A 12947-nucleotide genomic window follows, 5' to 3' on the forward strand; every position below is an offset into this window, starting at 1 on the left:
GTGCGACTCACCCCCACCGAACGGGACCGCCTCCTGCTCTTCGGCGCGGCGGAGCTGGCCCGGGCGAGAAGGGCCCGCGGGCTCAGGCTGAACGTCCCCGAGGCGACCGCGCTCATCGCGGACACGGTGTGCGAGGCCGCCCGTGACGGCGCCCGGCTCGCCGAGGCGATCGAACGCGCCCGGTCGGTCCTCGGCCCGGACGACGTGCTGCCGGGCGTAGCGGACGTCGTCACCGAGGTGCATGTCGAGGCCGTCTTCGACGACGGCTCGCGTCTCGCGGTCGTCGGCGATCCGATCGCCGGGGGCACGCTCGGGGACCGGGCGCCGGGGGCCCTGCTGCCGGGGTCCGAGCACGCCGATCCCGAGGCGGCCGTACGGCTGGCGGTCACGAACACGGCGACCGTGCCCGTCTCCGTCACCTCCCACTTCCACTTCTTCGAGGCCAACCCGCGGCTCGACTTCGTCCGGGAGAAGGCCTACGGCATGCGGCTCGCCGTCCCCGCCGGGTCCTCCGTGCGCTTCGGGCCGGGGGAGAGCAGCGAGGTCGGACTCGTACCGATCGGCGGCGACCGGATCGCGATCGGCTTCGCCGGCCTGGTCGACGGGGCGCTCGACGCGCCGGGGGCGAAGGACGAGGCCCTGCGCCGGGCCGCCGCCTGCGGGTATCTGGGAGCGACAGCGGGGCAGGCCCGATGAACCCGTACGAGTACGCCGCCACCCACGGTCCCCGGGCCGGCGACCGCGTCCGTCTCGGCGACTCGGGGCTCGTCATCCGCGTCGAGTCCGACGCCCAGCTGCACGGCGACGAGTTCCTGGCCGGCTTCGGCAAGACCGCCCGGGACGGGCTGCACCTCAAGGCCGCCGCCGTCCGTGACACCTGTGACGTCGTGATCAGCAACGTCGTCGTGATCGACGCCGTGCAGGGGATCCGGAAGGTGTCGATCGGTATCCGGGAGGGCCGGATCCACGCGATCGGGCGGGCCGGGAACCCCGACACCCTCGACGGGGTCGACGTCGTCGTCGGCACGGGCACGTCCATCGTGTCCGGCGAGGGACTGATCGCCACCGCGGGCGCCGTCGACACCCACGTCCATCTGCTGTCGCCGCGGATCATGGAGGCCTCGCTGGCCTCCGGGGTGACCACGGTCATCGGGCAGGAGTTCGGGCCCGTGTGGGGCGTCGGCGTCAACTCGCCCTGGGCGCTGCGGCACGCGTTCAACGCGTTCGACGCCTGGCCGGTCAACATCGGCTTCCTCGGCCGGGGTTCGTCGTCGTCCGACGCGCCCCTGGTGGAGGCCCTCGCCGAAGGCGGCGCCTCGGGCTTCAAGGTGCACGAGGACATGGGCGCCCACACCCGGGCGCTGGACACGGCGTTGCGGGTCGCCGAGGAGCACGACGTACAGGTCGCCCTGCACAGCGACGGGTTGAACGAGTGCCTGTCGGTCGAGGACACCCTGAAGGTGCTGGAGGGCCGGACCATCCACGCCTTCCACATCGAGGGGTGCGGCGGCGGGCACGTCCCGAACGTGCTCAAGATGGCGGGCGTCGCGAACGTCATCGGCTCCTCCACCAACCCCACCCTCCCGTTCGGCCGGGACGCCGTCGCCGAGCACTACGGCATGATCGTCTCCGTCCACGACCTGAAGACCGACCTGCCCGGCGACGCCGCCATGGCCCGCGACCGGATCCGGGCCGGCACCATGGGCGCCGAGGACGTCCTGCACGACCTGGGCGCGATCGGCATCACCTCGTCCGACGCCCAGGGCATGGGCCGGGCGGGCGAGACGGTCCGCCGTACGTTCGCCATGGCCGGGAAGATGAAGGCCGAGTTCGGCGCCCCGGACGGCGGTCACGACAACGAGCGCGTCCTGCGCTACATCGCCAAGCTGACCGTCAACCCGGCCATCGCCCACGGCCTCGCGCACGAGATCGGCTCCCTCGAGGTCGGCAAGCTCGCCGACATCGTGCTGTGGCGCCCGGAGTACTTCGGCGCCAAGCCACAGCTCGTGCTCAAGTCGGGCTTCCCTGCGTACGGAGTGGTCGGCGACCCGGGCGCGGCCACCGACACCTGCGAACCCCTGGTCCTCGGACCGCAGTTCGGGGCGTACGGGGCCACGCCCGCCGACATCTCGGTCGCCTTCGTCGCCCGGGCCGCCCTCGACCAGGGCGGCGACTCGATGCCGACCCGCCGCCGCAGGGTCGCCGTCCGCGGCACCCGCGGCATCGGCCCCGCCGACCTGCTCCGCAACTCCCGTACCGGAGCGGTCGACGTCGACCAGCGCACCGGCCTGGTCACCCTCGACGGCGAGCCGCTGCGCTCCGAGCCGGCCGAGTCCGTCTCCCTCAACCGCCTGTACTTCCTCTGAGGACCGCTGATGTCTGCTGCCGCCGACGGCTTCCGCATGCCCGCCGAGTGGGCCCCGCACGAGCGCACCTGGATGGCGTGGCCGGGCCCCAACCCCACCTTCGACGACCCCGACGACCTGACCGCGTCCCGGGCCGCCTGGGCCTCGGTCGCCCGCGCGGTCCACCGCTTCGAGCCGGTGACGGTGGTGTGCGGCCCCGGACAGTCGGCGGACGCCCGCGCCCTCCTCGGTCCGGGCGTCGACACGGTCGAGCGCGAGCTCGACGACGCCTGGATGCGGGACATCGGCCCCACCTTCCTGACCGGCGCGGACGGGCGACTCGCCGCCGTCGACTGGACGTTCAACGGCTGGGGAGCCCAGGGCTGGGCCCGCTGGGAGCACGACGCGAAGATCGCCTCGTACGTCTCGGACCTCGCGGGGGCACGGACGTACGCCTCGAAGCTGGTCAACGAGGGCGGCGCGATCCATGTGGACGGCGAGGGAACGGTCCTGCTGACGGAGACGGTCCAGCTCGGCCCGGAGCGCAATCCGGGGTGGACGCGGGAGGAGGCCGAGGCGGAGATCCACGCCATGCTCGGCACCCGCAAGGCCATCTGGCTGCCCCGCGGACTCACCGGCGACTACCCTCCGCACGGCTTCGGCACCCTCGGCCACGTCGACATCGTCGCCGCCTTCGCCCGCCCGGGAGTCGTCGTCGCCCACCACCAGCCCGACCCGGCCCACCCCGACCACGAGGTGACGAAGGAGGTCGTCGGGCTGCTGAAGGCGCAGACCGACGCGCGGGGCCGCCGTCTGGAGGTCGTCGAGGTCGCCGCCCCGACCGCCTTGGAGACCGACGGCCACTGGGCCGACTACTCGTACATCAACCACTACCTCTGCAACGGCGGCGTCGTGCTCTGCGGCTTCGACGACCCGCGCGACGAACTCGCGGCGGGCGTCTTCCGCCGCCTGTTCCCCGCGCGCACGGTCACCCTGGTGGACGCCCGTACGATCTTCTCCGGCGGCGGTGGCATCCACTGCATCACCCAGCAGCAGCCGAGGGTCTGAGATCCGGGGACGAGACGAAGGGGAGCCGGGAATGGCCGGAGCGGCACGGGCACGCAGGAACGCGCCGCCCCGCGAGGACGTCCTCGCCGCCGCCATGGAGATGATCGCCGAGCGCGGTCTGGAGAAGCTCACCATGGCGGGGCTCGGCCGCGAGGTCGGGATGAGCAGCGGCCATCTCCTCTACTACTTCCACTCCAAGGACGAACTCCTGCTGCGCACCCTGGAGTGGAGCGAGGGCCGGCTCGGCGCCGAGCGCGCCCGGCTGCTGGCCCGTGCCGCCCCCGCCCGCGAGCGCCTAGACGCCTATGTCGACCTGTACGTCCCCGACGGCCACCGCGACCCGCACTGGACGCTCTGGCTGGAGGTCTGGAACCGCTCGCAGAACGCCGCCGTCGACGCGGACGCCCGGGACCGCCAGGCGGCCATCGAGGGCGCCTGGCACCGCGACCTGGTCGCCCTGCTGGCGGAAGGGGTGTCGCGGGGCGAGTTCCGGCGCGTGGACCCCGACCGGTTCGCGGCCCGGCTGCGCGCCCTCCTCGACGGCTTCTCCATCCATGTGGCCATCGGACTGCGGGGCACCGGCCGGGAGCAGGTCCTCGGGCACGTCCACGAGTTCCTGGCCGAGAGCCTGCTCGCGGACGCGTGAGACCGCGGATGCCTGAGACCGCGGACATGGGGGCCGGCGGGGATATGAGAACGCGCCGTTCGCATCCTGAGACACCCGGTGAGCAAACGGACGGTCTGTGCCAGACTGCCGCCGTGCTCTCGTTCGCCACGATTATTGGCAGCAGGCGCGCCGGTCCGCAGTGACCGCTCCGTACGACCAGGTACGAGCGGCCATCGTCGTCCTCGACCCGCGCGCAGACCTCTCGCACCCGCGAGGGGTTTTTCGCTTTTCTGGCCCACCCACAGCCGGGAGCGAGAGCGCGAGGGAACATGGGGGGATGGTGGAGCCGGTCATTCCGGTAACGACCGAGATCCAACACAGGAGCCTTCAGACCATGACCGCAACCAGCGAACTCGACGACTCGTTCCACGTCTTCGACACCACCCTGCGCGACGGCGCGCAGCGTGAGGGCATCAACCTCACCGTCGCCGACAAGCTGGCCATCGCCCGGCACCTGGACGACTTCGGCGTGGGCTTCATCGAGGGCGGCTGGCCGGGCGCCAACCCGCGGGACACCGAGTTCTTCGCCCGCGCCCAGGAGGAGATCGACTTCAAGCACGCCCAGCTGGTCGCCTTCGGCGCCACCCGCCGGGCGGGCGCGAAGGCCGCCGAGGACCCGCAGGTCAGGGCGCTGCTGGAGTCGGGCGCCGGGGTGATCACACTGGTCGCCAAGTCCCACGACCGACACGTCGAGCTGGCTCTGCGCACGACGCTGGACGAGAACCTGGCGATGGTGAGCGACACGGTGTCGTTCCTGAAGGAGCAGGGCCGGCGGGTCTTCGTCGACTGCGAGCACTTCTTCGACGGCTACCGCGCCAACCCGGAGTACGCGAAGGCGGTCGTCCGGGCCGCCGCCGAGGCCGGCGCCGACGTGGTCATCCTCTGCGACACCAACGGCGGCATGCTCCCGGCGCAGATCCAGGCGGTCGTCTCCACGGTCCTCGCCGACACCGGCGCCCGGCTCGGCATCCACACCCAGGACGACACCGGCTGCGCGGTGGCGAACACCCTGGCCGCGGTGGACGCGGGCGCGACGCACGTCCAGTGCACCGCGAACGGCTACGGCGAGCGGGTCGGCAACGCGAACCTGTTCCCGGTGGTCGCGGCCCTGGAGCTGAAGTACGGCAAGAAGGTGCTGCCCGAGGGCAAACTGCGCGAGATGACCCGCATCTCGCACGCGATCGCCGAGGTCGTCAACCTGACGCCGTCCACGCATCAGCCGTACGTGGGAGTTTCGGCCTTCGCCCACAAGGCCGGCCTGCACGCCTCGGCGATCAAGGTCGACCCGGACCTCTACCAGCACATCGACCCCGAGCAGGTCGGCAACACCATGCGGATGCTGGTGTCGGACATGGCCGGGCGGGCGTCGGTCGAGCTCAAGGGCAAGGAGCTCGGTGTCGACCTGGGCGGCGACCGCGAACTGGTCGGCCGGGTCGTGGAGCGGGTCAAGGAACGCGAGCTCAAGGGCTACACCTACGAGGCGGCGGACGCCTCCTTCGAGCTGCTCCTGCGGGCCGAGGTCGAGGGCCGGCCGCTGAAGTACTTCGAGGTCGAGTCCTGGCGGGCCATCGTCGAGGACCGCCCCGACGGCACCCACGCCAACGAGGCCACGGTCAAGCTGTGGGCCAAGGGCGAGCGCATCGTCGCGACGGCCGAGGGCAACGGCCCGGTCAACGCCCTGGACCGCTCGCTGCGCGTGGCGCTGGAGAAGATCTACCCCCAGCTGGCCAAGCTCGACCTGGTCGACTACAAGGTCCGCATCCTGGAGGGCGTCCACGGCACCCAGTCCACCACCCGCGTCCTGATCTCCACGACGGACGGCACGGGCGAGTGGTCCACGGTCGGCGTCGCGGAGAACGTGATCGCCGCCTCCTGGCAGGCCCTGGAGGACGCCTACACCTACGGCCTGCTGCGGGCCAAGGTGGAGCCCGCCGAGTAGGCGCCGCTGAGCAGGAGCCTCGGCGAGCCCCGAACTCGCCGAGGCCGCCCATCACCAGGCCGTCGACCTGGCCTTGGCGGTCGGCCTGGCCTTGGCGGTCGGCCTGGCCTTGGCGGTCGGTCCGGCCTTGGCGGTCGGTCCGGCCTTGGTCATTGGTCCGGCTCGGGCTCCGGCCCCGACTTCGGCCCTGGCCTTGGCCGTTGGCCCCGGCCCCGGCTTCGGCCCCGGCCGTCGGTCCGGCCGTGGCCGTTGGCCCCGGCCCTCGCCGTCGCTCCGGCCTTGGCCGTTGGCCCGGCCCCGGCCGTCAGCCCCGCCCTCGGCCGTCAGCCCCCCGCACTGCTCACCGGCAGTCCCCGGTCCTACCGCAGCTGCCACTTCTGGTTGGCCGCTCCCGTGCAGGACCAGATCTGGCCCCGGGCCCCGTTCGCCGACGAGTTGTCCGTGACGTCGAGGCACCTGTTCGCCGCCGTGTTCACGACATCGCCGGTGGTGGCGTTGTACGACCACCGCTGCGCGCCGGTTCCGTTGCAGTCGTACAGCTGTGTCTTCGCGCCGTCGGCCGTCGAACCCCCGACGACGTCGAGGCACTTGCCGAGCGCCTGGAGCGAGCCGTCCGGCTGGACGGTCCAGCGCTGGGCTGCCGACCCGTTGCAGTCGTAGAGCTGCACGGCCGTGCCGTTGGCCGTCGCGCCACCCGCCACGTCCAGGCACTTGCCCGCGAGCCCGACGAAGGACCCCGACCGGCTCGTGTCACCCGACTGCGTCCCCGACCAGGTGAAGGTCGCCGACGTGTTGCCCGGAAGTGAGTACGTCGCGTGCTGCGCGCCCCAGTTGATCGTCACCGTCTTCGCGGTCGAGGCGTCGTTGAAGGCGATCAGCGCCTTGGAGCCGTCGGGGTTGCGCCATGCCACGTTCGGCACGGACGACGACGCCGTCGACGCGATCCGCTGCGCGCCCGGCCGGACGAACTTCGTCAGGTGCCCCATCGAGTAGTACTCGATCATGTAGTCGACGGTCCCGCTCGCCCCGTCCCCGTTGTGCACGGTGACCAGCCCGTCGCACGTCCCGCAGCCGCCGTTGTGCGGCCCCCGGTTCTGGTCCACGGCCAGCGACCACTTCGTCACCGACTTCGCCCAGTTGCGGGTGTGGTTCACGATGTCGAGCATGTCCTCGCGCTGCTGGTCGGCGATCCACGTCCCGCCGGAGTGCTCGGTGCCGAAGGCGTCCAGCTGCGGGTACTGGTTGTGCACCGACGTCTGCTTCGCCACGTCCCCGCCGTAGCCGTGCCAGGCGATCCCGCCGAAGTTCGGGTGCGAGCGGACCGCCGCGTCGTCCACCGTCTGCGCCGCGTACGCGTCGTACGTGTCCCAGTTCCAGTCGTGCGCCAGCACCTTCGTCGACAGCCCCGCCGCAGCCAGCTTCGGCAGCAGTTCACTCTTCGTGAAGTACGCCAGTCCCGAGGCGTTCCAGCTCATCGACGGATAGCCCGAGCAGCACGTCGGCTCGTTCTGCGCCGTCACGTACGCCACCGGTATGCCCTGGTCCCGGTACGCCTGGAGGTACTTCACGAAGTACGACGCGTACGCCCCGTAGTTCTCCGCCTTGAGCCAGCCGCCGTTCAGCTGTCCGCTGTCCTTCATCCAGGCGGGCGCCGTCCACGGCGACGCCATCACCGTCAGCGCCGGGTTCAGTTCCCGGGCCCGCCGGGTCAGCGGCACCACGTCCGCCAGGTCGTGGGCGATCGAGAACTCCGACAGATCGGCGTCCGTCCGGCCTGCCGGGACGTCGTCGTAGGTGTAGCCGAAGCGCGCGAGGTCCGAGCCGCCCATCGGATTGCGCAGGAACGACAGCCCGATGCCCTCGGTCGGCGAGAACAGCTTGCGCAGGGTCGCCTCCCGGGTCGCCGCGGAGAGCGCCCCGCTGCCGTTCATCAGCCAGGCCGCGGTGTCGGTGAAGGACGCGCCGCCGCCGGTGAAGGTCTGGTACCCGGTGTTCTCGTCGACGGTGATGTTCTCGCCGCTGCCGCCGCTGCCCGCCTGGAAGGCGAAGGCGGGCTGGGCCTGCAGACCGCGGACCACGTGCCGGCCGCCGGCGTCGTCCGTGGTGGTGAGCCAGGCCGTGACCTGCTCGCCGGCCGCGTGCGCGGGCGCGACCGCCGCGGTGATCCCGGCGGAGGTGAGCAGACCGGCGAGGAGCAGCCGGAGGACGCGAGTGGATCTCCTCATGGAGCGCCGCCCTTTCGAAGGTGGGGGACAGGGGCGTGCGAGGCGTGAGTAAATGACGGCTTTCAGGTCGCGTCAAGGGGGTGCGCGTTCATCTGTCGAACGAACAACGTCCCTGATCCGGACGGGTGTTGCGGCCGTACCAGTTCCGGTGTGAAGTCTTGACGGCGCAACGGCCCACCAGTTAACTCACGGCGTGATCTAAGTCATGAGTGGACCACGAGAGTAGAGGGACGTTGCATGCGAAGAACCGCCCTGCTCGCCTCCGCCACCCTGCTGGCCGCACTGCTCCCGATGACCACCGCCGCCGGCGCGTCCGGCGCCGACGACCCCGACCCCGCACCCGTCCCGGTCGACCGCTTCGAGGGGGAGATCCCCTTCGCGAGCCCGCCCGCCGAGGGCCTCTTCACCTGGGGCGGCGACACCGACGACCCGCCCGCCCTCGGGCTGACGGCCCGTGCGGACGCCCCCGAGGGCGACAAGGTCCTCACCGGCAGCTACGACATCAGCGGCTACGGCGGCTTCACCCACGACTTCGCCTTCGCCGAGCCCGCCCACGACTGGTCCGCCCACCGGGGCGTCCGGTTCTGGTGGGAGGGCCGGGACAACGGCAGGAAGATCGCCTTCGAGATCAAGGACGGCGGGGCGAACGGAGAGGCGTCCGAGCTCTGGACGACCTCCTTCACCGACGACTGGACCGGCTGGAAACAGGTCGAGATTCCCTTCACCGACTTCACCTATCGCACGGACTACCAGCCCGTCGGCGGCATCGACCAGGTCCTCGGCCTCACCGAGACGTGGGGATACGCCCTCACCCTCCCCGTCGGCGTCAAGGGCGACTTCGCCATGGACGGCGTGGAGCTGTACGGCCGGGCCGACCAGTCGCTGCGCGCCGCCGTCACCACTGACGCGGCCGTGTACCCGGTCCGGGAGGGCCGAGCGGCCGCCGTCCGGCTCACCGTCGCCACCACCGGCGCCGCTCCCCTCGACGACCCCGTCACCGTCGCCTACGAGACCGCCGCGACCGGCACCGCCGAGCCCGGCAAGGACTACACCCCGGTCACCGGCACCGTCACCTTCCCGGCGGGCACCCCCTCCGGCGCCACCCGCACGGTCGCCGTCCGCACGATCGAGGACAAGAAGGCCGAGTCCGCCGAGACCGTCCCGCTCCGGCTGACCGTCACCGGCGCCAAGCCGCCGTCCGAGAACCCGCAGGTCGTGGTCGACGCGCACGGACTGCCGTATCTGAACCCCAAGTTGCCGGTGAAGAAGCGGGTCGCCGATCTCCTGTCGCGGATGAGCCTCGCGGAGAAGGCCGGCCAGATGACCCAGGCGGAGCGCGGCGCGATCACCGCTCCCGGTGACATCGCCGCGTACGACCTCGGCTCGCTGCTCTCCGGCGGCGGCTCGACTCCGACGCCCAACACCCCCGAGGCGTGGGCGAAGATGATCGACGCCTTCCAGCTCCGGACGCAGGCAACCCGCTACCAGATCCCGCTGATCTACGGCGTCGACGCCGTGCACGGCCACAACAACCTGGTCGGCGCGACCGTCATGCCGCACAACATCGGCATCGGGGCGACCAGGAACCCGGGGCTCGCCGAGCGGACCGGCGCGGTGACCGCCGCCGAGGTCCGGGCCACCGGGATCCCCTGGGACTTCGCCCCCTGCCTGTGCGTCACCCGCGACGAACGCTGGGGCCGCTCCTACGAGGCGTACGGCGAGGACCCGGCGCTGGTCCAGGCCATGGAGACGGTGATCCAGGGTCTCCAGGGCCGGGCGAGCGGCGCGGACCTGAAGGACGACGACAAGGTCCTCGCCACCGCCAAGCACTTCGTCGGGGACGGCGGCACCGCGTACGGCTCGTCCACGACCGGCACGTACACCGTCGACCAGGGCATCACCAAAGTCACCCGGAAGGAACTCGAGGCCGTGCACCTGGCGCCCTTCCGGACGGCCGTGGACCGCGGGGTCGGCACCGTCATGCCGTCCTACTCCTCGCTCGACATCGCGGGCGACGGCCAGGGGCCGGTGAAGATGCACGCCCGCGCCGACCTGCTGAACGGCGTGCTGAAGGACCGTATGGGCTTCGACGGGTTCGTCATCAGCGACTGGGCGGCCATCGACCAGCTCCCGGGCGACTACGCCTCCGACGTCCGAACCTCGGTCAACGCGGGCCTCGACATGATCATGGTCCCGTACGCGTACAAGGACTTCCACGCCACGCTGCACGACGAGGTCGAGGCCGGCCGGATCGGCGAGCGGCGGATCGACGACGCCGTGTCGCGCATCCTCACGCAGAAGTTCAGGCTCGGCCTCTTCGAGAAGCCGTACGCCGACACCGACGGCGCGTCCGCCATCGGCTCCGCCGGGCACCGGGCCGTCGCGCGCCGGGCGGCCGCCGAGTCGCAGGTGCTGCTGAAGAACTCCGGTGGGGTCCTGCCGCTGAGGAAGAACCAGAAGGTGTACGTCGCCGGCTCCAACGCCGACGACATCGGCAACCAGACCGGCGGCTGGACCATCACCTGGCAGGGCGCCTCCGGCGACATCACCCAGGGCACGACGATCCTGGACGGGATGCGGAAGGCCGGCGGCGACGTCACCTACTCCCGGGACGCCTCCGTGTCGACGGACGGGTACGACGTCGGCGTCGTGGTCGTCGGCGAGACCCCGTACGCCGAGGGCGTCGGCGACGTCGGCAACGGCAACGACCTGGAACTGACGGCCGCCGACCGGGCGGCCGTGGACAAGGTGTGCGCCGCGATGAGGTGCGCGGTGCTGATCGTGTCCGGGCGGCCCCAGCTGATCGGCGACCGGCTCGGTGACATCGACGCGCTGGTCGCCTCCTGGCTGCCGGGCACGGAGGGCGACGGCGTGGCCGACGTCCTGTACGGCAGGCGGCCCTTCACCGGACAGCTTCCGGTGACCTGGCCGAAGGCCCAGGCCCAGCTGCCGATCAACGTCGGCGACGCGGCGTACGACCCACAGTTCCCCTACGGCTGGGGTCTGACGACGCTGAGCCGAGTGCCGGAGGGCGGCCTGACGACCCTGAAGGGGCTGGGGGCCGCGGCCGCGGTGGCCGAACGGGCCGGCACCGACGAGGTGGGCCGGGCGCTGGTAGGGAAGGCCCGGCTCCTCGTCCAGCAGAAGGTGGGCCAGGCCGTGACGGCTGCGGTCGCGAAGCCCTTCGCCGACGCGGACCACCTGCTGCTGACCGGCCGGTACGGAAGGGCGGTGGAGCAGCTGACGGCGGCGTACCGGGCGGCGGCCTAGCTACCGCGTTCCCGGCCGCCCGAAAGGACCGCTTTCGATGGCTTTCGGGTAGCTTCGAAGTATGAAGGTCGCTCTATCGACCCGAAGCGTTGCCGGACCGCTGATCGCACTGGCGCTCGCCGTCCTGACCGCTCTGGCGGTCCTGACGGCGGGCGCCCCACGCGCCTCCGCGGCCACGAGCGTCTCGGTGATCGCCGCGTCCCTGCGCGAAGGGCCGCTCTATGTCGATCCGGAGGCGAGCGCCCAGCTGTCCCAGGCGGAGGCGCACGCCCTCCAGAAGCAGATCGAGAGCGCCGACAAGCCCCTGTTCATCGCCGTCCTGCCCGCCGGCTACCCCACGGCGGACCTCTTCATGGACCTGCGCACCGCCACCGGCGTGACCGGCCTGTACGCGATCCGCCTCGGTGACCGCTTCGACGCCCGCGCCGACTCCTCGGTCCTGTCCCGCACGGCCGTCCGCAACCTGGTCGCCAGTGTCCAGGGTGAGGACGACGCCAAGACCCAGCTGACCGACTTCACCGACCGTGCCCTGGCGAACATGGGCGGCTCGGCCCCTGAGAGCTGGAGCTCCTCGGACGGCGGTGACGGGATCTCCTCCACCGCGCTGATCACGGCGGGCGTGGTGCTGGCCGCGGGCGGGGCGGGCGCCTACACCCTCGTGCGGCGCAACCGCCGACGCCACGCGGCGGACCGGCGGGCCGCCCTCGACCGGTTGCGGGTCGTCGTGGACGAGGACATCACGGCCTTCGGCGAGGAGCTCGACCGGCTGGACTTCCGTCCGTCGGAGCCGGGCGCCGACGACCCCATGCGCGCCGACTACGAACGCGCCCTGGACGCCTATGAGCAGGCGAAGTCGTTCATGGCGGCGGCGACGAGACCCGAGGACGTCCGCCCCGTCACCCAGGCGCTGGAGGACGGCCGCTTCTCCCTCGCCCGACTGGCCGCCCGCCGTACCGGACAGCCGCTGCCCGAACGCCGGCCGCCGTGCTTCTTCGACCCCCGCCACGGCCCCTCGGTCGCCGACGCCACCTGGACGCCGCCCGGCGGGGCCACCCGCGAGGTCCCGGTCTGCGCAGCGGACGCGACCCGGCTGGCCGACGGCCGCGACCCGGTGATCCGCGAGGTGGACAGCGACTACGGCCGCCGCCCGTACTGGGAGGCGGGCCCCGCCTACGGCCCCTGGGCGGGCGGCTACTTCGGCGGCGGCATCCTGCCCGGCCTCCTCGTCGGCACGATGCTCGGCGGCATCATGGCCGCCCCGTCCTACGCCTCCGACTACGGCAGCGGCTACGGAGACTTCGGCGGGGGGTACGACGGAGGCGACGTCTCCGGCGCGGACTTCGACACCGGTGACTTCGGCGGCTTCGGGGGCGGCGGGGGAGGAGACTTCGGCGGAGGCGGCGGGGGCGACTTCGGCGGCGGGTTCTGAGGCC

General features: G+C 72.1%; 8 protein-coding genes. 7 read left to right on the forward strand and 1 reads right to left on the reverse strand.

Going from position 1 to position 12947, the window contains the following annotated elements:
• The 5 genes from ureA to cimA all read left to right on the forward strand — a co-directional run bounded on the left by ureA (position 1) and on the right by cimA (position 6019).
• Positions 1–696, forward strand: a complete 696-nt coding sequence (gene ureA, locus OG736_RS30595) for an urease subunit gamma (RefSeq protein WP_327185237.1) — start codon at positions 1–3, stop codon at positions 694–696.
• Positions 693–2366: an urease subunit alpha gene (locus OG736_RS30600; RefSeq protein WP_327185238.1), complete on the forward strand. Its 1674-nt coding sequence runs from the start codon at positions 693–695 to the stop codon at positions 2364–2366. Before ureA ends, OG736_RS30600 begins: the two co-directional genes overlap by 4 nt.
• A gap of 9 nt (positions 2367–2375) precedes the next feature.
• Positions 2376–3413, forward strand: a complete 1038-nt coding sequence (locus OG736_RS30605) for an agmatine deiminase family protein (protein WP_327185239.1) — start codon at positions 2376–2378, stop codon at positions 3411–3413.
• A 31-nt stretch (positions 3414–3444) separates the two neighbouring features.
• On the forward strand, positions 3445–4059 hold the full coding sequence (locus OG736_RS30610; protein WP_327185240.1) for a TetR/AcrR family transcriptional regulator: 615 nt from the start codon (positions 3445–3447) through the stop codon (positions 4057–4059).
• A 355-nt stretch (positions 4060–4414) separates the two neighbouring features.
• Complete coding sequence (cimA, locus tag OG736_RS30615) at positions 4415–6019, forward strand: citramalate synthase (RefSeq protein ID WP_054239782.1); 1605 nt, start codon at positions 4415–4417, stop codon at positions 6017–6019.
• Between the two features lie 359 nt (positions 6020–6378).
• Here cimA and OG736_RS30620 read toward each other — a convergent pair whose 3' ends face one another.
• Entirely contained in the window at positions 6379–8244 is a 1866-nt protein-coding gene (locus OG736_RS30620; RefSeq protein ID WP_327185241.1) for a ricin-type beta-trefoil lectin domain protein, read from the reverse strand.
• 237 nt (positions 8245–8481) lie between these two features.
• Here OG736_RS30620 and OG736_RS30625 point away from each other — a divergent pair, with 237 nt between their 5' ends.
• On the forward strand, positions 8482–11514 hold the full coding sequence (locus OG736_RS30625) for a glycoside hydrolase family 3 protein (RefSeq protein WP_327185242.1): 3033 nt from the start codon (positions 8482–8484) through the stop codon (positions 11512–11514).
• 61 nt (positions 11515–11575) lie between these two features.
• Positions 11576–12943 carry a hypothetical protein gene (locus tag OG736_RS30630; protein ID WP_327185243.1) on the forward strand — a complete coding sequence of 456 codons (1368 nt, stop codon included), beginning with the start codon at positions 11576–11578 and terminating at the stop codon, positions 12941–12943.
• The last annotated feature ends 4 nt before the right edge of the window (positions 12944–12947 follow it).

Origin of the sequence: Streptomyces sp. NBC_01334, from assembly GCF_035983595.1 — a bacterium.
GTDB classification, from domain to species: domain Bacteria; phylum Actinomycetota; class Actinomycetes; order Streptomycetales; family Streptomycetaceae; genus Streptomyces; species Streptomyces coriariae.

What these genes read in the sequence shown, in the direction of transcription:
- OG736_RS30600 (WP_327185238.1), top strand. Translation starts at nt 693, where the DNA reads ATGAACCCGTACGAGTACGCCGCCACCCACGGTCCCCGGGCCGGCGAC.
- OG736_RS30605 (WP_327185239.1), top strand. Translation starts at nt 2,376, where the DNA reads ATGTCTGCTGCCGCCGACGGCTTCCGCATGCCCGCCGAGTGGGCCCCG.
- OG736_RS30610 (WP_327185240.1), top strand. Translation starts at nt 3,445, where the DNA reads ATGGCCGGAGCGGCACGGGCACGCAGGAACGCGCCGCCCCGCGAGGAC.
- cimA (WP_054239782.1), top strand. Translation starts at nt 4,415, where the DNA reads ATGACCGCAACCAGCGAACTCGACGACTCGTTCCACGTCTTCGACACC.
- OG736_RS30620 (WP_327185241.1), bottom strand. Translation starts at nt 8,244, where the DNA reads ATGAGGAGATCCACTCGCGTCCTCCGGCTGCTCCTCGCCGGTCTGCTC.
- OG736_RS30625 (WP_327185242.1), top strand. Translation starts at nt 8,482, where the DNA reads ATGCGAAGAACCGCCCTGCTCGCCTCCGCCACCCTGCTGGCCGCACTG.
- OG736_RS30630 (WP_327185243.1), top strand. Translation starts at nt 11,576, where the DNA reads ATGAAGGTCGCTCTATCGACCCGAAGCGTTGCCGGACCGCTGATCGCA.